Annotated in this window: 19 protein-coding genes; 6 read left to right on the forward strand and 13 right to left on the reverse strand. The window is 63.7% G+C overall.

The window, feature by feature from the left end:
- Positions 1–251 precede the first annotated feature (251 nt).
- Complete coding sequence (locus IF809_RS28410; protein WP_453979051.1) at positions 252–1,328, forward strand: methyl-accepting chemotaxis protein; 1,077 nt, start codon at positions 252–254, stop codon at positions 1,326–1,328.
- A 517-nt stretch (positions 1,329–1,845) separates the two neighbouring features.
- Positions 1,846–2,406, forward strand: a complete 561-nt coding sequence (locus IF809_RS28415; RefSeq protein WP_462839187.1) for a serine hydrolase — start codon at positions 1,846–1,848, stop codon at positions 2,404–2,406.
- A gap of 257 nt (positions 2,407–2,663) precedes the next feature.
- On the opposite strand, the gene IF809_RS28420 is transcribed toward IF809_RS28415, so the two are convergent.
- Positions 2,664–2,873: a hypothetical protein gene (locus IF809_RS28420; protein ID WP_128966080.1), complete on the reverse strand. Its 210-nt coding sequence runs from the start codon at positions 2,871–2,873 to the stop codon at positions 2,664–2,666.
- A 494-nt stretch (positions 2,874–3,367) separates the two neighbouring features.
- Between IF809_RS28420 and IF809_RS28425 the strand changes: the two genes are divergently transcribed.
- Positions 3,368–4,729, forward strand: a complete 1,362-nt coding sequence (locus IF809_RS28425; RefSeq protein ID WP_462839188.1) for a serine hydrolase domain-containing protein — start codon at positions 3,368–3,370, stop codon at positions 4,727–4,729.
- A gap of 20 nt (positions 4,730–4,749) precedes the next feature.
- On the opposite strand, the gene IF809_RS28430 is transcribed toward IF809_RS28425, so the two are convergent.
- The gene (locus IF809_RS28430; RefSeq protein WP_462839189.1) at positions 4,750–4,971 is read right to left on the reverse strand and encodes a hypothetical protein; all 222 of its coding nucleotides are present in this window, start codon (positions 4,969–4,971) and stop codon (positions 4,750–4,752) included.
- Positions 4,972–5,301: 330 nt separating this feature from the next.
- On the opposite strand from IF809_RS28430, the gene IF809_RS28435 reads away from it, so the two are divergent.
- Positions 5,302–6,948: a caspase family protein gene (locus IF809_RS28435; protein WP_462839190.1), complete on the forward strand. Its 1,647-nt coding sequence runs from the start codon at positions 5,302–5,304 to the stop codon at positions 6,946–6,948.
- 210 nt (positions 6,949–7,158) lie between these two features.
- On the opposite strand, the gene IF809_RS28440 is transcribed toward IF809_RS28435, so the two are convergent.
- The 7 genes from IF809_RS28440 to IF809_RS28470 all read right to left on the reverse strand — a co-directional run bounded on the left by IF809_RS28440 (position 7,159) and on the right by IF809_RS28470 (position 14,414).
- On the reverse strand, positions 7,159–8,169 hold the full coding sequence (locus IF809_RS28440; protein WP_462839191.1) for a L,D-transpeptidase family protein: 1,011 nt from the start codon (positions 8,167–8,169) through the stop codon (positions 7,159–7,161).
- Between the two features lie 93 nt (positions 8,170–8,262).
- Entirely contained in the window at positions 8,263–9,270 is a 1,008-nt protein-coding gene (locus tag IF809_RS28445; RefSeq protein ID WP_462839192.1) for a 4-hydroxythreonine-4-phosphate dehydrogenase PdxA, read from the reverse strand.
- A complete protein-coding gene (locus IF809_RS28450; protein ID WP_453979059.1) occupies positions 9,267–10,796 on the reverse strand; it encodes a tripartite tricarboxylate transporter permease in 1,530 nt (509 codons plus the stop codon). Before IF809_RS28450 ends, IF809_RS28445 begins: the two co-directional genes overlap by 4 nt.
- Positions 10,797–10,805: 9 nt before the next feature.
- The gene (locus IF809_RS28455) at positions 10,806–11,288 is read right to left on the reverse strand and encodes a tripartite tricarboxylate transporter TctB family protein (protein ID WP_462839193.1); all 483 of its coding nucleotides are present in this window, start codon (positions 11,286–11,288) and stop codon (positions 10,806–10,808) included.
- A 15-nt stretch (positions 11,289–11,303) separates the two neighbouring features.
- Positions 11,304–12,296 (reverse strand): Bug family tripartite tricarboxylate transporter substrate binding protein, encoded by a 993-nt coding sequence (locus IF809_RS28460; protein ID WP_462839194.1) that lies wholly within the window; start codon positions 12,294–12,296, stop codon positions 11,304–11,306.
- Positions 12,297–12,350: 54 nt separating this feature from the next.
- Positions 12,351–13,610, reverse strand: coding sequence for a CaiB/BaiF CoA transferase family protein (locus IF809_RS28465; protein ID WP_462839195.1), 1,260 nt, complete (start codon positions 13,608–13,610; stop codon positions 12,351–12,353).
- A gap of 9 nt (positions 13,611–13,619) precedes the next feature.
- A complete protein-coding gene (locus tag IF809_RS28470) occupies positions 13,620–14,414 on the reverse strand; it encodes an enoyl-CoA hydratase/isomerase family protein (protein WP_128966066.1) in 795 nt (264 codons plus the stop codon).
- A 117-nt stretch (positions 14,415–14,531) separates the two neighbouring features.
- On the opposite strand from IF809_RS28470, the gene IF809_RS28475 reads away from it, so the two are divergent.
- On the forward strand, positions 14,532–15,197 hold the full coding sequence (locus tag IF809_RS28475) for a GntR family transcriptional regulator (protein WP_128966065.1): 666 nt from the start codon (positions 14,532–14,534) through the stop codon (positions 15,195–15,197).
- Between the two features lie 17 nt (positions 15,198–15,214).
- Here the strand turns inward: IF809_RS28475 and IF809_RS28480 are convergent, their stop codons facing one another.
- Complete coding sequence (locus IF809_RS28480; protein WP_453979064.1) at positions 15,215–16,141, reverse strand: LysR family transcriptional regulator; 927 nt, start codon at positions 16,139–16,141, stop codon at positions 15,215–15,217.
- 96 nt (positions 16,142–16,237) lie between these two features.
- On the opposite strand from IF809_RS28480, the gene IF809_RS28485 reads away from it, so the two are divergent.
- Positions 16,238–17,113 (forward strand): ABC transporter substrate-binding protein, encoded by an 876-nt coding sequence (locus IF809_RS28485; RefSeq protein ID WP_453979065.1) that lies wholly within the window; start codon positions 16,238–16,240, stop codon positions 17,111–17,113.
- 18 nt (positions 17,114–17,131) lie between these two features.
- Here IF809_RS28485 and IF809_RS28490 read toward each other — a convergent pair whose 3' ends face one another.
- The 3 genes from IF809_RS28490 to IF809_RS28500 form a co-directional block, all read right to left on the reverse strand.
- Positions 17,132–17,851 carry a haloacid dehalogenase type II gene (locus IF809_RS28490; protein ID WP_462839196.1) on the reverse strand — a complete coding sequence of 240 codons (720 nt, stop codon included), beginning with the start codon at positions 17,849–17,851 and terminating at the stop codon, positions 17,132–17,134.
- Between the two features lie 128 nt (positions 17,852–17,979).
- On the reverse strand, positions 17,980–18,981 hold the full coding sequence (glpX, locus tag IF809_RS28495; RefSeq protein ID WP_128966061.1) for a class II fructose-bisphosphatase: 1,002 nt from the start codon (positions 18,979–18,981) through the stop codon (positions 17,980–17,982).
- A 98-nt stretch (positions 18,982–19,079) separates the two neighbouring features.
- Complete coding sequence (locus IF809_RS28500) at positions 19,080–20,396, reverse strand: homoserine dehydrogenase (RefSeq protein ID WP_462839197.1); 1,317 nt, start codon at positions 20,394–20,396, stop codon at positions 19,080–19,082.
- Positions 20,397–20,423 lie beyond the last annotated feature (27 nt).

Here is a 20,423-nt window from a genome sequence, read left to right on the forward strand (position 1 = left end):
GGGCGTGGCGGCGGCGCGAGGGCCGCATCCCGCGGGATTCGGCGGGAATCCTCGGCCATTTGCAATGTCACTGGCCCAGAAAGCGGTGGATTGCCGAAATGCCGAGCGAATTGACTACCATTTGAGCAGCTGGGCGGACAGCAAATTAAGTGGGCGTTAGCCGGAATCTTCGAAAACGAATCGTATTCGATCTGTAAGCCCTTGTTCCCAGTTCATTGCAGATCAGACCTCATTGCCAAGGGAAGTCCCCGATGTCTGCTGCGCTGGGTCTGAAAACCAAACCTGTTACCACCGAACCGGCGGACGATGATTCCGACATTTCCGCGCTGATCAACCGCCTGACCGCGGAGGTCAACCAGATCGCGGTCGACAAGACGAAATCGATCCAGCAGATCACCAACCAGATGAAGATGCTGGCGCTGAACGCGCTGATCGAAAGCTCGCGGGCCGGCGCACAGGGCGCGGGCTTCGCCGTAGTGGCGCAGGAGGTGCGCGGCGTCGGCCAGCAGGTCGAGACCATCGCGCGCGAGCTCGAGACCCAGCTGACGAAACGCACCGGCGATCTCGTCGCCTCGATCGAGCGGATGAGCCAACGCTCGCGCGGCGAGCGCATGATGGACCTGTCCCTGAACGCGGTCGAGTTGATCGACCGCAACCTCTATGAGCGCACCTGCGACGTGCGCTGGTGGGCGACGGACTCGGCCGTGGTGGATTGCGCGGCCTCGCCGGTGCCGGCGGCTGTCAGCTATGCCTCGCAGCGGCTCGGCGTCATCCTCGGCGCCTACACGGTCTATCTCGACCTCTGGCTCTGCGACCTCGACGGCAACGTCATCGCCAACGGCCGCGCGGATCGTTTTCGGGTCGTCGGCCAGAACGTCGCCCACACCAAATGGTTTCGCGAGGCGAAGACTTTGCGGTCCGGCGACGATTATGTCGCCGGCGACGTCGAGAACCAGCCGCTGCTCGGCAACGCGCAAGTCGCAACCTACTGCGCCAGCGTCCGCGCGGGCGGCGAGGCCCACGGCGCCCCGATCGGCGTGCTCGCCATCCATTTCGACTGGGAGCCGCAGGCGCGCGCCATCGTGCAAGGCGTCCGCGTCGGCGACAATGACAAAGCCCGCGTGCTCCTGGTCGACTCGAATTTCCGCGTGATCGCTGCCTCCGACGGCCAGGGCATTTTGAGCGAGCGCATCGCGCTGTCGCTGAACGGCCAGCGCTCCGGCTTCTACCACGACAGGTCAGGCACGATGATCGCCTTCCATGCAACGCCGGGCTACGAGACCTATCGCGGGCTCGGCTGGTACGGCGTGATCGTTTGCGGGGCGTGAGCCCGCGCCGGCCGCGCTTTACGAAAACAACCCCATGCACAGTAGCCGGACCGTTGCGGCGACAAGCTTTTTCGAGCGCCGTCGTTGCACACGTCGGCACAAGGCGCAGCAAGCCTTAGCTGATGGCGACGACCTGATGCGACAAGATCCCGCCGGCGGGACGTTTGACACGTCGGGCAAAACACTGGCAAACTAGCATCATCGCGCCATGTGTGAGAGCAACGTCGGTGCACCACCGAGAGAGCCTGCACCGACGGCGCCTCGGGCGCGAATGATCCCTCGCCGCTCCCTTGAAACCAAGCCTGTGCAAGCCGATGATTTTCCGGAGTCGCCCCGTCGTCTCTAAAGGAATGGGCGAGCGGTCATACGACCGAATACGAGCTTGTGAGCGTGACGAAAAATGGCGAGCCCAAGCGTGCGGTCTTTTGCTCAGCCGGCGACGGCTTGGCTGACCAGCCGGTCTGCCCAAGATGGGCGAAATAGGAGATCTACTTACGGCAATCTCTGAGGGGACGTTGTGTCGGCGCCGCAATATTCCCGTCGCAAGGCTGTGTCATCGCTGGCTGCTACGAGCATAGAAGCCGACGTGCTCGGCATGGTGCTTCACGGTGCGGTTAACAAGTCAGCGTCTGACTATCTGCGCGAGAAAGTATGGGGACCGATCGGCGCGGAAGCGGATGCCAACTGGCTGGTAGACGCAGAGGGATTCGAACTGGGGCACTTTGGCTTCAACGCCGTTCTGCGCGACTACGCCCGGCTAGGACGCTTGCTGGCGCATGATGGCGCATGGGATGGCAAGCAGATCGTCCCGACGCAATGGATGATCGATGCAACCACCGTTCGCGCTTCGGATGACTATCTGCGACCGAGCGTGGCGACGAACAGATTTGGCTACGGTTACCTCGTGTGGCTGTTTCCCGGTGAGAGGCGGCAGTTCGCGTTGTTGGGATTCAAGGTCCAGTATATTTGCGTTGATCCGACCTCTAAAGTCGTCATGGTGCACACTGCAATTGAGGACCCGGTCCATCGAGGCGAACCATGGGCTCTGTGGTCGGCACTGGTCGATCAGCTGGGCTGATAATAGCTCAGGACAAGCTCGACATCGACCGCTTCGGGTGAACCTCTGTCGTGGGAGCACCGCCCGACAACGGCCGGTCGTGCCTCCGACTGCCGGCGATGACCTGGCGGTCCTGTCTGCGTCGCGATATCTGACGGAAGTGCGAAAAGCAGAAAACTCCCGGATCATGAGATCCGGGAGTTCCGACGCTTCGTCTTGTTCAGTGCGGAAGGCCCGATTCACTTCGACGCCTGGCGCTCCCGCCTCGTGACGTGACCCTAGGCCGGAGAGCAGTTCGAGTAGGAGCCGCCTCCGGACTTGCCCACCGAGCCATCCGGATGAGCAATCGTGCTCGGAGGAAGCTGCGAGGTGCCGCCGCAGAAAAGGACGCCGTAGAACGCGCTCATCGCGGCGGCGACGCCCGGATTATCGATGTTCTTCATACCACCGCAAACAGCCGCAAGTTCATCGTGACTTAGCTTCTTCATCGTCAACTCCTTGGTCGAAGATATGCCCGGACCTGACTTCGATTCACCGATATGTCCGCCTAGCTTCCGATGTGGCCGGCCGCATATCCTGCATGAGTCATAGTACTTATCCTTGGCTAGGGAACGGGTGTTCCGGCTAGGACCGGATGAGCGCTATCCTGCGTTCCGAAAACGCGTTCATCTGTGTTTCATGTCACGGATGCCGAGCATGCCTTTGACGACCTGGTGATCTCAATCCGTGTTCCACCTGGGTCGGCAGCGGCCACATCAGTCGGGAAGTCGCCATCGTCTGACAGCCGGCATTCGAGCAAATGTTGCGGACGGTCGCGAAGGGCCAACAAGAGACCTCACTATGAGAACCCGTCGGCCGGAATCAAGGAAAATACTTCAATATGCGTTCTGCCCAGCTCCGTTCATGCGTATCATGCTGCGATCAGGTCGAGCTCGCAGCGCGTGGGGATCCAATGCATATTCGCCAGATCGTTTTCGCCGTCGTGCTGCTCGGCGCTTTGGTTCGGTTCGGGCCCGCCACGGCTGAAGATGGCTTTCCAGCAGCGGAGTGGGAGCGCGTCAGCCCTGCGGAATTGGGCTGGTCAGGGACCGAATTGGCCCAGGCGCGATCTTTTTCGGATCAGATTCGCTCGAGCGCGGTCGTGATCGTTCAGCACGGAAAGGTGGTGGCCGAGTGGGGCAATACGACGAAGCCAATGGAAGTCGCTTCAATCCGCAAGAGCCTGCTCGGCGCGCTGATCGGCATCGCCGTGTCGGATCACCTGATCGACCTCGACAGCACGCTTGGCAAACTCGGCATCGACGATAATCCGCCAGGCCTGACCGAGATCGAGAAGGGCGCGACGGTGCGCGAACTGCTCGAAGCTCGTTCCGGGGTCTACCACGCGGCGCTCTATGAGACGCCGGGCAATGCCAAGATGCGACCGCCGCGCGGCAGCCACCTGCCCGGCAGCTTCTGGTACTACAACAACTGGGACTTCAACGCGCTCGGCACGATCTACGAGCACGCAACCGGCACCGGCATCTTCCAGGCGCTCGACCAGAAGATCGCAAAGCCAATCGGCATGCAGGACTACCGGCCACAGGACGGCAGCTACATCCGCGGCGAAGCGTCTATCCACCCCGCCTATGAGATCCGCATGAGCGCACGGGACCTGGCGCGCTTTGCGCTTCTCTATCTGCACAAAGGCAATTGGGCCGGACACCAGATCGTGCCGCGGGAATGGGTAGAAGAGAGCACGCGCAGCCATTCGAAAGCGTCCCCCCTGCCGGGCTATGGCTATCTCTGGTGGATCGGTTTTCTGGGCGGTGCCGTTGCGCCTACGGTCGCTTTGCCGGAGGGCAGCTTTTTGGCCCAAGGTGCCGGCGGCCAGTACGCCTTGGTCGTGCCCGCGCTCGACCTCATCGTGGTCCATCGCATCGACCGCGACACGCCCTTCACCGAACCTTCTTTTCGGAGCATCGGCAGGCTGTTCTGGCTGATCCTGAAGGCCGAGGGTTATGATCCGGGACCCGATGCCTCGCTCACCGCGGCGACCGGCGAACGACCGACAGGCGAGACCCTGGCCGCAAAATTCCGGGGCAAGACGATCAGCTTCGGTCCCAAGCTCAGGAATGGTCCGCTCACAATGCAGTTCGAGCCCGACGGCCGGATGACTTATCCGCACTGGGACGAGGCCTTCGGACCTGCCGCCGGGACATGGACGGCCGCGGACGATAAGCTCTGTATCCTGAACCCGGATGCCAGACGTCGCTGCTACCTTCCAGTGCTGAACGGTGAACGGGTCGAGTTGTTCGATCAGCTTGGAGTCATGCAGATCGACGGGGTGGCGCTGCCTCAGTGATCTGCATGCAGCTCGCGGCGTCAGGTCGGCCGCTTTCCGGCGAGACCCTGAGCGGGCTCGCTGATATTCTGCTGCGGCGCGTGCGAGACCATGGGCGGCGGTGCCGGCTGGACCGGTGTCTCGATCACCTTGCGTGCGAAGTCCGGGGCACGATGCTCGATGGTGAGCTGGCCCGCCACCAGCATGATGCCGGCGCAGAGCAGCGCAAGAGCGGCCGTCACGAGATCACGGTAGTCATCCATTGATGTTTGCCCACCCAAACCTGTCGGAGCAGAAAACGTCGCCCCGCCCACTCCGTTCCACGCTATCTGTTCGCTGGCGGCCGTCGTTGAGCGGATCGACATCTCCCAGGTTGAGCGAGAAGCGGAACTCAAGATCGTCGTTTCGGTCGACAGTCCGGGGGTCCCAAAGACTCCTCCTCACCGGTGACGGGTGCTGCTCTGCAAGGGGAGAACCTGGAGCTGAAATGCGGAAGGTGCTGACCTCTGGGGTCCTCCATCTGTTGGCGTCGGCTCGATTCGCCGTTTAGTGTACGGCGCCTGGAGAAGGGTCAAGCCTTGCGGGGGGCGACGATGTGGGGACGCTTTACTTTTTTAGTTTCGGTCTTGCTGCTGACTACATTGCCGGCGCTTGGCACCGAGCGGGTTGCATTGGTTATCGGCAACGGTGCGTACATGAGAGTACCAGCTCTTCCGAATCCAACACGAGATGCGGCTGACGTTGCTCGCGCTTTGGAGCGCCTCGATTTCAAGGTCACCCAAGTAACCAATGGCACTGCCGTCGATATGCGCAAAGCAATCGTCGAGTTTGGCCGCGCTGCCGAAGGCTCCATGATGGCCGTCGTTTTCTACGCTGGCCACGGCATGGAGGCTGGAGGAGAAAATTGGCTGATTCCGACGGATGCCGAATTGAGGAGCGACACAGATGTCGAGAGCGAAGCCGTCAGTCTGAGGTCTGTGAATCTACAGGTGAGCAAGGCGCGACAGTTGGGGCTGATCATTCTGGACGCGTGCCGCAACAACCCTTTTGAAGCAAAGATGAAGCGGTCTTTGGCCAGCCGCGCAGTTGCCCGTGGATTGGCCCCGACGGAACCAACAGACAATGTACTCATTGCATACGCCGCCCGCGACGGGACTACCGCAAGTGATGGGGACGGAAGGAACAGCCCTTTCACGACTGCGCTTCTTCGGCACATCGAGACACCCGGATTGGAGATCTCATTCCTTTTTCGTCGAGTTCGCGATGATGTCATGACCGCGACCAAGCGCGAGCAGCAGCCCTTTGTGTACGGGTCACTCTCGAAGGAGGAAATCTATCTCAAAGGACCGACCGCAAGCCCTCCGAATGCGCCGGCTTCGGGCGCCCCCACTCCACCTGTTGTTCCTGCGCCCTCCGAACCCAAGCTCAACACGGACAGCACGACGCAAAAGCAAGCGCCGACCGCTGACGCAGGAATTGCCGATCGCGGCGCGTTCTCACCCGAGGACGGCCAACGCATCACGGCAATAGCGACCAAACAGCAATTGAAAATGCCGGAATTTACCATCACGCCCAGCAAGTCGGATTCAGCGGGAACGAACTCGAAGTTCGTCGGAGTGTGGTCCAGCAAGAAGGGATGGGGCAACGGCAAAGGCCGACATGCAATGCTGATCATTACCGACGTCTCGGCGACCGGTTTAGCCACTGGCTTCTATCTCTGGGGTCCGCCCACGAAATCATCTTGGGTGCAAGCGCCTGCGGGTTACTCCCGATTCGCGGAGTACATCGACAAAGACGCTTTCTCGATGAAGTTCCGCGAGACGATCACCGCAAAATGGGACGCGAAGAACTTAATTATTCTGTCTAATTCAAATCCCGATCATCCCGCTGAGCGGCCAACCATCGATCTCTATCCGGTCTGGCAGTTAGTCAAGCCAACACTGGCGGTGAGTTCTCCCTCGAATACCAGGGAGCACCCGCAAAAGCCGAAGGAGCTCTCGACGCATTCGGCTTCGCCAATGGGCAAGGGCGAAGACCAATCGCGCTCGGCGAAGCAGGCACAACGGCCGAGCGGAGATGGTCGATGTGACAAGATGCATGATCGGCTCGGCTGTCTCTGCGCCCTGCAAAACGGAGGCGGCATCTCGCCCGACGGGAAGAGCTGGTGGTCGAAACGCCGTACCACTGACGCTCCCAACGAAGCATTTGTCCGATGCCAAATCAGAGCGGGCAGGACCTAGGTCTCAGAGCCGCAACGAGATTGTGCGAAGAGGATCGAGGCGACAGCAGTCCATGAGCGCCAGGGATCGTTGTCTCCATTTGAGCAATGTCGACGACCGTCCTCATGGATTGCAGCAAATATGGCAAACGCACGCTTTGGACGCGAAAAGTCGTTCTCGTCCGGAGCGGTCGGGTCGACCGCTTCCAATTCCGATGGCCTCGTCCGGGACTCAACTGGTGTCCTCGACGAAGACGACCGGCGTGCCCTTCGAGACCCTCGCGGCCACGCGCTGCGCGTCCCAATTCGTCAGCCGCACGCAACCATGTGATTGGCCCTTGGAGATGTTTTGCGGGGACGGCGTGCCGTGGATGCCGTAACCGTCGGCGGAGAGGTTGATCCACACCGTCCCGACGGGATTGTTCGGGCCGGGCATGATCTTGAAGGGTTTGCGGGCATGAACGCCCTTGAAATGATAGGCGGGATTGTAGCGGTAGGTCGGATTTTGATCGATCTCGGTGACCTTCAGCGTGCCCGATGGCGACGGCTTCTCCTCGCTGCCGACGCTCGCCGGATAGAAACCGATCAGCGCATTCGACTTGTCGAACAGCTTGACGGTCTGCCTGACCTTGTCGACCTCGACCCGGTCGGCCTTGACGGGAGCACTGCCGCCGTCGGTGGTATCGACCACGGCGATGGTCTCACCGGCGCGGTCGAAATGGTGCCCCGGATTGAGCGCTGCCAGCAGCTGCTCGCTCATGTGAAACTTCTCGGCCAATGCCTCGCGCGGGCTGGTGTAGCCGAGTTTCGGAATGTCCTTCATGTCCTCCATCTTGGCCGGAAGCTTGCGCAGGAACGGACCTGCGACGTCCTTGTCGGTGATGGTGTAGGTGGTCGTCGGCGGCCGATCGTCCGTCTGCAGGGCTTTCCAGAGATCATCGGTGACCTCGTCGGAAGCCACCAATTGCCGCGCTTCCGCAAACGCGCGCAGCGCTTTCCTGGCGTTCTCGCCGAACTTGCCGTCGATCTCGCCCGGCGAGAAATGGGCGCGGTCCAGCAGGACCTGCAGATGCACCCCCGCCGGGGTCGGCTTGTCCTTCGACAGCGTCTTCTTCGATGGCTGGGCTGACGCGATGGCGGCCGGATCCATCCCGGCGGCGAGCCCCGGGGTGGCCGTCAAGGCGAGCAGCGTGACGGCAAATGCAATCTTCGCGGCCGCGCGCAGCGGCCTCGCCTCGGCCATGGTCCAGCTCCGACGTGGGAACGTTCGTCGGAGTGGCAACTCGGCTCGGCGGCGGAAGTTTCCAGTTTTTCCTGAAGGTGAAAGCCGGGCGACCTACCAGGCGGCCCGACGCGCGGCCATGTCTGCCGCGAGCAGCACGGCGCTGCGACTGGCGCCGACCGATGCGATCCCCTGGCCGGCGATGTCGTAGGCCGTGCCGTGGGCGGGCGTGCAGATCGGGAACGGGAAGCCGCCGAGCAGGGTCACGCCGCGATCGAAGCCCATCAGCTTCATCGCGATCTGGCCCTGGTCGTGATACATGGTCAGCACCGCATCGAAGGCGCCCGCCTTGGCGCGCAGAAACACGGTGTCGGCGGGAAACGGGCCCTCCACGGCCATGCCCTCGCGCTTGCCGGCTTCGACCACGGGCGCGATGACATCGATCTCCTCACGGCCGAAATTGCCGCCGTCGCCGGCATGCGGGTTGAGGCCCGCCACGGCAACGCGGGGCCGCGCAAAGCCCGCCTTGCGCATGCAGGCATCGGTCAGCATGAGCGCGCGGCGGATACGCTCGCCGGACAGTTTGGCGGCAACATCCCTCAGCGGAATGTGCGAGGTGACGCGCGCATTCCAGAGCTCGCCGAGCACGTTGAATTCGCTGGCCGGCGTCTTCAGCCCCGCGACCTCCGCGGAGAACGCGATCTCGTCGTCATAATCGGCGCGCGCAAGGCGCATGGCGGCTTTGTTGAAGGGCGTGAAGCAGACCGCATCGACCCGGCCATCCCTGCCGAATTCGAGCGCCCGCTTGTAATTGGCCAGAGCAAATTGCCCGCCCGCAAGGCTCGCCACGCCACGCTCGACCCGCGCGGGATCGAGGTGACCAAGATCGAGGAACAGCGCATCATCAGTCAACTCATCGAAATCGGCGCCCTGCTCCACCGCCGTCACATCCGGCGTGACACGCGCGATCTTCGCCCCCGCCTCGAAGACACGGCGGTCGCCGATCACGACGAGGCGGGCGCGGGCGCGGATTTCATCCAGCGACACGAGCTGTGCCGTCAGCTCCGGACTGATGCCGGCGGGATCTCCCATCGCGAGCGCAATGAGCGGCTTTGCGGTCATATGATCACCTTTTCCTTGGCCGGCGTCTCGGCGGTGGATTTGCGGAAGGGCCGCGCAAGCTGCAGCACGAGCGGAAGCAGCAACAGCGCGATGCCTGCGATCACCAGGCACGTCACCAGCTTGTTGGCGAAGAATATCCCGAGCGATCCCTTCGACATCAGCATCGATTGCCGGAACGCGTCCTCCGCCTTGTCGCCGATGACGATCGCGAGCACCAAGGGCGCCAACGGATAGAACAGCTTCTTGAAGAGATAGCCGACGATGCCGAAGCCGAGCATCATCACCACGTCGAGATAGGAGTTCGAGACCGAATAGGCGCCGACGACGCAGATGATCACGATCAGCGGCGCGATCACCACGAACGGGATCCGCATCAAGGCAGCGAACACGGGAACGGTGAGCAGCACCAGCGCGACTGCGACGATGTTGCCGACATACATCGAGGCGATCAGGCCCCAGACGAAATCCTTCTGGTCGACGAACAGCATCGGTCCCGGATTGAGACCCCAGATCATCAGCCCGCCCATCATCACGGCGGCGGTCGCCGAGCCGGGAATGCCGAGCGAGAGCATCGGCAGCAGCGCGCTCGTGCCGGCGGCATGGTCGGCGGTTTCGGGCGAGATGATGCCTTCGACCTCGCCGGTGCCGAAATAGCGGCCGCGGCGCGAAAAGCGGCGGGCGATGCCGTAGCTCATGAAGGACGCCGCGGTCGGACCGCCCGGCGTGATCCCCATCCAGCAACCGATCGCGGCGCTCCGCAGCAGTGCCACGCCATGGCGAGGCAGGCGGCCGACCGCACGAAATACCTCGGCCCAATCGATCTTCGAGGAGACGGCGCGGGCGTGAAACTCCTCTTCGACCGCGACCAGCAGCTCGCCGATGCCGAACAGGCCCATGACCGCGACGACGAAGTTCACGCCCTTGACCAGCTCGTCGATCCCCATGGTGAGGCGCACGCTGCCGGAGACCGTGTCGATGCCGATCGCAGCGATGGCAAAGCCGATCGCGAGCGCCACCACGGTCTTGATCGGCGCCGCGCCGCCCATGCCGACGAAGCTCGCGAAGGCCAGGAAATAGACCGCGAAATATTCCGGCGGGCCGAAGGCCAGCGCGACCTGCGCCACCCAGGACGCCAGGAAGGTGATCAGGATGACGCCGACGAGCGCGCCGAAGGCCGCCGAGCCGAACGCGGTGGCGAGCGCCGTGGTCGGCCGTCCGTCGCGCGCCATCGGATAGCCGTCGAAGGTGGTCGCCACCGAAGACGGCTCGCCCGGGATGTTGAACAGGATCGAGGTGACCGAGCCGCCGAACAGCGCGCCCCAATACATGCTGGAGAGCAGGATGATCGCCGAGACCGGCTGCATGCCGAAGGTCAGCGGCAGCAGCAGCGACACCCCGTTCGGCGCGCCGAGGCCCGGCAGCACGCCGACGAGAATGCCGAGCAGCACACCAATCGCCATCAGCACCAGATGCGGCACGGTGACCGCGATGCTGAAGCCGTGCAGGAGCTCTGCCAGATTGTCCATCGCTCCTCCTCAGTACCCGAGCGCTGCTGCGAGCGCGCCATGCGGCAGGCTGACCTGGAACATGCGTTCGAACACGACATAGAGCGCCAGCGCCGTTGCCGCGGCCGTGGCCGCCGACCACGGCACGGATTGATGCCGGCGGATCGCGAGCACCGCGAAGACATAGGCCGCGGAGGCAACGTACATCCCGAGCAGCGGGATCACCGCCACGAAGATCGCAGCCGGCACGAACAGGCCAGCCAGCCGCCGCAGCTCGATGGACGTAATCGCGATGGGAACGCTTGCCAGCGATGTGGCCGGCACAATTCCGCGAGCGAGGTTGTAGAGACTTCCGGCGATGATGATCATGCCGGTCAGGAACGGGAAGGTGCCGGCATCGACGCCCTCGCTCGACCAGCCGATGCCGTTGTCCAGGCTCTGGACCACCACCGCGAAGCCGAATCCGCCGGTGAGGACGGCGGTGGCAAGCTCGAGGGCGCGGCGTGAGATCATGGCGTGGTGCCCGCCCTACTTGACCAGCCAGCCCTGCTCGCTCGCGACCTGCTTGACGTGCTCGAGATCCTGCTTGATGAACTTGTCGAACTCGGCACCGGTCAGGAAGGTGTCGACCTGCGAGCTCTTCTCGATGTAGTCCTTCCATTCCGGCGTCGCCTGCACCTTCTTCATCAGGTCGACGTAGTAGGCGGCCTGCTCCGGCGTGATCTTGCCGGGCAGCCAGACCGTGCGCGGCTGCTCGTATTGCTTGATGTCGAGGCCCTGCTCGACGCAGGTCGGAACGTCGCTCCAGCCTTCGGTCGCCGTGATCTTCGGTCCTTCAGGCAGCCGCTTCGGACTGAAGACGCAGAGCGGGCGCTGCGTGCCGCCACGCCATTGCCCGAGGCTTTCGCTGGGATTGTTGACGTGGGAGTCGATATGCCCGCCGGCGAGCTGCACGGCGGCCTCGGCGCCGCTCTTGAACGGGATATAGGTCAGCTTGACGTGGCCGACCTTCTCGATCATGCGCGTCAGCACCTCGTCGGTGTCCTTCGACTGCGCGCCGCCCATCTTGAACTGGCCTGATGCGGCCGCCTTGAGATAATCGCCGGCGGTCTTGTAGGGCGCGTCCTGCTTGACCCAGAGCAGGAATTCGTCCTGCGCCATCGCCGCAATCGGGGTGAGATCGGTGTAGTTGAAGGCGACCTTGGAGACGAGCGGCTGCTGCCAGGCGTTCGAGGTGCCGAAGATCACCTTGTAGGGATCGCCGGCGGAGGCCTTGCCGTAGACATAGCCTTCGGCGCCGCTGCCGCCGCCCTTGTTGACGACGACGATCGGCTGATCGGTCAGCTTGTGCTTGGTGATGACGTTCTGCACCGCGCGGGCGAGATTGTCGGTGCCGCCGCCCGGCCCCGCGGTTGCCACGAACTCGATCGGCTTCTGCGGCTGCCAGGCCGCGAATGCCGGCGCACTGCCTGCGAGCACGGCCACGCTGACCGACAACAGGAAGAGAGATGTACCACGCATGATTTCCTCCGATCGATTTTTCTGTTTTGCTTGATCAGTCGTGCCGAAGTCCGTTCAGGCCACGCGCTCCTCGCGCGTCCCCGATGCCGAGACGATGGCGCCTTCTTGTTCGAGCGCTTCGATTTGCTTCTGGTCGAAGCCGTGCTCGGCCAGCACCTCGCGCGTATGCTCGCCGTAGACCGGCGCGCCTGATGCGACCTTGCCCGGCGTTTCCGAGAACTTGATCGGCAGGCCGATCGTCTTGACCGGGCCCAGCGTGGAATGCTCGACCTCGACGACCATTTCGCGCGCCAGCGTCTGCGGATCGCTCAGCGCCTCCAGCATGTTGTGCACGGGGCCGCACGGCACGCCCTTCTCGTCAAGCGCGGCGAGCCAATGCGCGCGCGTTTGGGTGCGGAAGCGTTCGCTCAGGACGGCTTCGAGCTCCTTCAGATTGGCCATGCGGTCGGCGCCGGTGACGAAGCGCGGATCGGCGGCAAGCTCGCTCGCGCCGAGCGCTTCCAGCATCAACAGCCAGTGCTTCTTGTTGGCACCGCCGACCACGAGCCAGCCGTCGGAGGCTTCGAACGCCTGGTAAGGCGCGTTGAGCGGATGGGCCGACCCCATCGCGCGCGGCGCGGTGCCCGCGGCCAACGCGATGGTCGACTGCCAATAGGTCTGCACCAGGGCGGCCTCGTAGAGCGAGGTCTCGACCCACTGCCCCTCCCCGGTCTTGAGACGGTGCGTGTAGGCGGCGAGAATGCCCATGCTCGCGAGCAGGCCGGCGGTGATGTCGGACAACGGCGGGCCGCATTTCACCGGCGGTCCATCGGGGCGCTCGCCGGTAAAGCTCATGATGCCGCTCATGGCCTGCGCGACGAGGTCGAACCCGCGACGGTGCTTGTAGGGTCCGGTGCGGCCGAAACCCGACAACGAGCAGTAGATCAGCGCGGGGAATTGCTTGTGCAGCTCTTCGTATCCAAATCCGAGACGCTGCATCGCGCCCGGCGCAAAGTTCTCGACCAGCACGTCGGCGTCCGCGATCAGGCGCCGCAGCACCTGCTTGCCGCCGTCGGTCTTGAGATCCAGCACGATGCCGCGCTTGTTGCGGTTCATCATCAGGAACGATGCCGCCTCATCGCCGATCTTCGGCGGCACCGAATGGCGGGTGTCATCGCCGTTTGGCCATTTCTCGATTTTGATGACGTCGGCGCCCATGTCGGCCAGCATCAAGGTGCAGGTCGGCCCCGCCATGACATGGGTGAGATCGACGACCTTGAGGCCGGCGAGCGGACCGGAGCGGCGTGAGGTGGATTGCGATCGATCGCTTGGCATCGGAGCGTCCTATTGACCGCGCCACTGCGGGGCGCGCTTGCTGAGGAAAGCATCGAGCCCTTCGCGAAAATCCTGGCTCGTGTAGCACATCAGGATGAGGTCTTCGCCCTCGTCCCGCGTCAGCCGCCGTTGCAGCCGGGCCACGGCCTGCTTGGTCGCGGTCAGCGTCAGCGGCGCGTGGCTGGCGACGAGGCGCGCGATCTCGTCAGCGCGCCGGTCGAGCGCAGCGAGATCGTCCACGACCTCACCGAGCAAGCCGACGCTGGCAGCCTCCGCGGCATCGACGAGGCGCGCGGTGAAGATGAGGTCCTTGACCCGGGCAGCCCCGATCAGCGCCGTGAGACGGCTGACATTAGACATCGACAGGCAATTGCCGAGCGTCCGCGCGATGGGAAATCCGATTTTCGCACTGCGCGTGCCGATGCGCAGGTCGCAGGCCGCCGCAATGCCCGCTCCGCCGCCGGTACAAAAGCCGTTAATCGCCGCGATCGTCGGCACCCGGCATTGTTCGAGCGTAGTCAGCACCCGGTCGATGCGGTTCTCGTAGTCGATCGCGTCCTGCGGCGTCCTGAAAGCGCGGAACTGGTTGATGTCGGTGCCGGAGGCAAAGGCCTTATCCCCGGCCCCGCGCAGCACCAGCACTTTGATCGACAGGTCGTGATTGGCCTGTTCGCAGATGGCGGCGAGCCGCTCATACATCGTGAAGGTGAAGGCGTTGCGCGCCTGCGGACGGTTGAAAGTGATCCGCCCGATCCCGTCCTTGCATTCAAAAACAAGGTCGTCCGCCGCTACGGCCTGATCCATTTCCTCGATCCCTATCTGTTTTTTGCTTTTTTGAATGCAAAATGTGAGATTTTCAAGATATAAATACCGAACTTTCGTCTATTGAGCCATTTTTGCATTCAAAAACTGAGAGCGCCCATGCTGCATGAGGAGGTCGTCGGCCGCATCCGCGACATTCTGCTCGATGGTGAGATCCCGCCGGGCGCGCGGATTCCCGAGCGCGAGCTGTGCGAACGGCTCGACATCTCGCGCACGCCGCTGCGTGAAGCGCTCAAGGTGCTGGCCGCGGAAGGCCTGGTGCAGCTCCTGCCCCATCGCGGCTCGCGCGCGGCAAAGCTGACTGACAAGGACATGCGCGACCTGTTCGAGGTCTGCCAGGGTCTCGAGGCTTTGGCCGGCGAGCTCGCCTGCGAGCGCATCAGCGACGTTGAGATCGCTGAGATCGCCGCGGCCCACGCCGCGATGGTGCAGCATTATCGCGAGGGCGATCTGATCCAGTATTATCGCGGTAACCGCGCCATTCACGAGGGGATCGTCAACGCCGCCGGCAATCCCGTGTTGTCGGGGCTCTACGCCTCCGTGACCGCGCGCATCCGCCGCGCGCGCTACGTCACGCCGATGACGCCGCAGCGCTGGGCGCTCGCCGTCAGCGAGCACGAGGCCATCCTGAACGCGCTGCAGCGCCGCGACGGCACCGGCCTCGCCCACATCCTGCGCGCGCATCTGCGCCACAAGCGCGAAGAGGTGTTGCAGGCAGGCTTTGCGGAGACGGAAGGAAGCGAGCTTACATTGAAGAGCGCGTGAGCGGGCTCTCCCGCAGGCTAGGCACGACTGCCGAACAGATCGACCGTGATCGACCGCAGCCAGCGGTGGGCGGGATCGCGATGGTAGCGCTCATGCCAATATTGCGCGATCTCGATCCGCGGCAATATCACCGGCGTCTTGAACACCGTCATTCCGAGCGGTTCGGCGACGATGGCAGCGAGGTTGGCGGGCAAGGTCGCGACGCCATCGGTTTGAGAGGCCACGATCGCGCCCGCGATGAAGCTCGGCACCTGCAACAGGATGTTTGTGCGCGCAATCGCGCGCGTCAGCACGCGCTGCGTTTCCAGATGGGCCGCGTGACCGGTCTCGGACGCCGTGATCAGGACATGCTTCTCCTCGAGAAATCCCCGCCGGGTCCGCACCGCTGCCGGCCTTGGATGGTTCCGTCTCACAACGCTGGTGTAGCCGTCCGAATAAAGCCGCTGGCGGCGAAGATGCCCCGCCGCACGCGGCAGCGCGCCGAGCGCAAGGTCCGCCTCGCCGGACTCCAGCTTGACCGCGAAATGCCGGGAGTCGAGCGGGATCGCTCGCAATTGAATGCGCGGTGCGAGCTCGGCGAGGCGCGCGACCAAAGGCGGCAGGAACCGCACCATACCGACGTCGGTCAAGAGCAGACTGAAGGTCTTCTCTGACTTCGTGGGGTCGAACGGCAACCGCTCCTGCCATAGCCGGTCGGCCATTTCGAGCAGCGCGCGGACTTGCGCCGCCATTTCGACGGCGCGCGCGGTGGGCTGAACGCCGCTGCCGCGCCGCACGAACAGCGGATCGTCGAAGCGCAGCCGCAAGCGCGCCAGCAGCTTGCTGATCGCCGGCTGCGTGGTCTCGAGGCTCACGGCTGCCCGCGTGATACTGCCCTCGCGGATCAGCGCGTCGAGCACGCGGAGATCGCGCAAGTCGATCCCGGAAGATTCCATCCTGGGCATGTGAAACATTCCCTCGTAGCCATGGATCGAGCTTCGTCCTTTGCTATCGTGTCGTCAATCGAACGGCCGAACGGCCACGCGGATACGGAGGACGCCATGACGAAATTCGTGATCGAACCGCATTTTCGCCTGCAGGAATGGCTGGCCGAGGAGAAGGGCTATTTCCGCGACGAAGGGCTCGACTACGAGTTTCGCGAGCTGATCCGCTCGAGCGGGGGCCAGCACCACAACAAGGTCAATGAAGGCGCCTTCCAGAGCATCGAGAAGGGGCGCAAAGCCGACGTCAGCTGCGCCTGCCACTGGACCGTCAACATCGCCGCTTCGAACGGGCACGCCAAGCTCTACGCCGACGTCTACTCGGTCGCGCCGTCAGGCATCTTCGTTCCGGCGGATTCGAATATCCGCACGCCTGCCGATCTTGCGGGAGTGCCGATCTCGGTGGGCTTCCAGTCAGGCAGCCATTATTCGACCATCCAGGCGCTCGAGCCCTATCTGGCGCCGAGCCAGATCAACCTCACCTTCGAGGACGGCATGCTGTTCCGCCGGATGGAGCTGCTGTTCGAAGGCAAGAGCAAGGCAGCTTCGCTGTTCAATGGCCCCTACTATTTCGCCGAGCAGCTCGGCTACCGCAAGATCATCGACACCACTTTCATGATCGCCTCCATGATCAATGGCGATCCGGCGCCAGAGGACATCAAGCGCTACTTCCGGGCGCTGAAGAAGGCCCAGCGTGATATCGACCTGCGTCCGGAGCTGTTCACGCACTACTACAAGAACGAATTTCCGGATCGCTTCCATGAGGCCATGGACACCAGGCGCTGGGGCCCCGGCGAGCGGATCGTGTTCGAACCCTATTCGCGCGAGGTCTACGAGCAGTCGTTCGACTGGATCGAGAAGCACGGCATCTTCAAGGCCGGCACGATGGGTGACGGCGCCTACGACAAGGCGACGGTCGCATTCGGAAGGATTTGAGCTCGGCGAAGCCGCGCGCTAGCACCCCAGCCGGTCGGCGATGCCGCCGAAATCCTCGGCGACGACGTCCCAGGCGCCGGTGGCTTCGAAGTCGACCTTCTGCAGCGGGCCGTACTCGGTCGGCCGCGCCACGAAGGCGGTCTTCAGACCGTTCTTCTGCGCGGCGGCGAGGTCGCCGTTATGGGCGGCGACCATCATCACCTCTTCCGGCTTGAGGCACAGCAGCTTGGCGGCGCCGAGATAGGTTTCGGGATCGGGTTTGTAGTGCTCGAACAGCTCGGCCGACATGATGAGATCCCAGGGCAGCCCGGCAAACTTCGCCATGTTGGTAAGCAGCGCGACGTTGCCGTTCGAGAGCGGCGAGATCACGAATTTGGTCTTGAGCCGGGTCAGGCCGGCGACACTGTCGGGCCAGGGATTGAGGCGGTGCCAGCCCTTGGTCAGGTAGTCGAGATCGGCCTCGGACAGGCCTTTGATCGCGAACTGCTCGACCAGCTTCTCCAGCGAGCGGCGATGCAGATCATCGAGCATGACATAGCCGCGCTCGGGATGTTTGCGCACATCGTCCATCGAGGCCATGTACATGCCGCGCCAACCGTCGACGAGCGCGGTCCAGTCGGCACTGATGCCTCGGCCCTTCCCCCACCACATGAAGTCGGTGATGAGGCTGGTGCGCCAGTCGACGACCGTGCCGAACACGTCGAAGATCAGGGCTTTGACGGCTGAGAGATCGGACATGGGCGCTTCCCTCTTGTTGTCATTCCGGGGCGCGCGGAGCGCAAACCCGGAATCCATTGGGCGGCAGAGTCCAAGGCGAGATGGATTCCGGGCTCTCGCTTCGCGAGCCCCGGAACCACACCTGTGACTTAGTCCAGATGGAACTTCGCGAGCTCGCGGTGCTCGGCCTTGATGTAGCGCACAGTGCCGGTGACGGAGCGCATCACAACCGTCTCGGTCTCGATCACGCCGTCCTTGCGAAACTTCACGCCCGACAGCAGCGAGCCCGTGGTGACGCCGGTGGCGGCGAACAGGCAGTCGCCGCGCGCCATGTCCTCGATGCCGTAGATCATCTTGGGATCGTTGACGCCCATCTTGGCGGCGCGCTCGACCTTCTCGCCGGAATCGAGGATCAGCCGGCACTGCATCTGCCCGCCGATGCAGCGCAGCGCCACCGCGGCGAGCACGCCTTCCGGCGCGCCGCCGGTGCCGAGATACATGTCGACGCCGGTGTTGTCGGGATCGGCGCAGTGAATCACGCCGGCGACATCGCCGTCAGTGATCAGACGCACCGCGGCGCCGGTCGAACGCACGCTCTCGATGATGCTGGCATGGCGTGGACGATCGAGCACGAGCACGGTGATGCCCTCGGGCTTGACGCCCTTGGCCTTGGCCAGGCGGCGGACGTTGTCGGCGGGGCTGGCATCGAGCTCGACGACGCCCTTGTCGTAGCCGGGACCGATCGCGAGCTTCTGCATGTAGACGTCGGGCGCGTGCAGCAGCGTGCCGCCGTCGGCCATCGCCATGGTGGCGATCGAGCCCGGCATGTTCTTGGCGCACAGCGTGGTCCCCTCGAGCGGGTCGACCGCGATGTCGACCTCGGGGCCGGCGTTGACACCGACCTTCTCTCCGATGAAGAGCATCGGCGCTTCGTCGCGTTCGCCCTCGCCGATCACGATGGTGCCCTGGATCGGCAGCTTGTTGAGCTCGCGGCGCATGGCGTCGACGGCGGCCTGGTCGGCCGCTTTCTCATTTCCGTGCCCACGCAAGCGCGCCGACGACACCGCCGCCCGCTCCGTCACGCGCACGATCTCCAGCGTGAGAATGCGCTCGAGCAATGCTTGCGGCGGCACTGAAATATGGGTCGACATCGGCTAACTCCTTCGAAACGTTTGGGACGGACATCTCCGTCCGCATCAACTCGTAACACCCACAGTTCGTTCGAACCGTGTCATTGTTTAAGCATGCGCTAGTTCTTCTCGATTCTGATGACCTGCGGCCGTCCGCTGATGACCTTGTCCTTCTGCACGGCGGCGAGCGCGCGACGCACGGCGTCCTCGTGTGTGGCATAGGTGATCAGGATGACGGGCACGGGCACCGCCTTGCCGCTTGCCGGCGCAACGCCGCCATTGGGATGGCGCTGCACGATCGACTCGATCGAAATCTTCTGCTCGGCAAGCCGCGTCGCGATCGCAGCCGCGGTGCCCGGGAAATCGCGCGCCAGGAGGCGGATGTAATATCCGCCTTCGTGCCGCTCCATCGGCGCCTTCTTGGTGTCGCGGAGCTGCGCGATCGGCCGGCCGAACGGATTGGCGCGGATGCCGCGCGCGACGTCGGCGATATCGGCGACGACGGCGGATGCCGTCGCAGCACCGCCTGCACCGGGGCCGACCAACGTGATCGGCGGAATGCCTTCGCCATCGATCGTGACTGCGTTGGTGACACCCATCACCTGCGCGATCGAAGAGGTTTTGGGAACCATGGTCGGATGCACGCGCTGCTCGATGCCCTTGGCAGTGCGAACGGCAACGCCGAGCAACTTGACGCGGTAGCCGAGATCCGCGGCTGCGCGCAGATCTTCCGGCGCGATGGAGGAGATGCCTTCGACATACACCGCGCTTTGAGCAACTTTCGTGCCGAAAGCGAGGCTGGCAAGAATGGCGAGCTTCTGTGCCGTGTCGTAGCCATCGACGTCGAAGGACGGATTGGCCTCGGCATAACCGAGCCGCTGCGCATCCTTGAGGCACTCGGCGAACGACAGGCCCTCCTGTTCCATCCGGGTCAGGATGTAATTGCAGGTGCCGTTGAGAATGCCGTAGACGCGGTCGATGCCGGTTCCGGCTAGACCTTCGCGTAACGTCTTGATGACGGGGATCGCGGCCCCGACGGCTGCCTCGAAATTCAGCGCACCGCCGTGCTTTTCGGCTGCTTTGGCCAGCTTGATGCCGTGCTTGGCGAGCAGCGCCTTGTTGGCGGTAACGACCGACTTGCCGGCATTCAGCGCCGCCTCGACAGCGGAGAGCGCGGGATCGCCGGCGCCGCCCATCAGTTCGACGAAGCAGTCGACCTCGGGGTGCGTGGCGAGCGCCATCGGATCCCTAGCCCATTCGACGCCGCGCAGATCGATGCCGCGCTTCTTCGCTTTCGAACGCGCGGTGACGGCGACGACGCGGATGCCGCGCCCGCTGCGGCCCGCGAGCACGCGCGCCTGCGTTTCAATCAACCGGACAACTTCGGCGCCCACGGTGCCGAGCCCCGCTATGCCCACTTTCAGGGGTGCAACCATGATGCTTGAGAGAACCTGTCGAAGAGA

This window comes from Bradyrhizobium sp. UFLA06-24, from assembly GCF_054967145.1.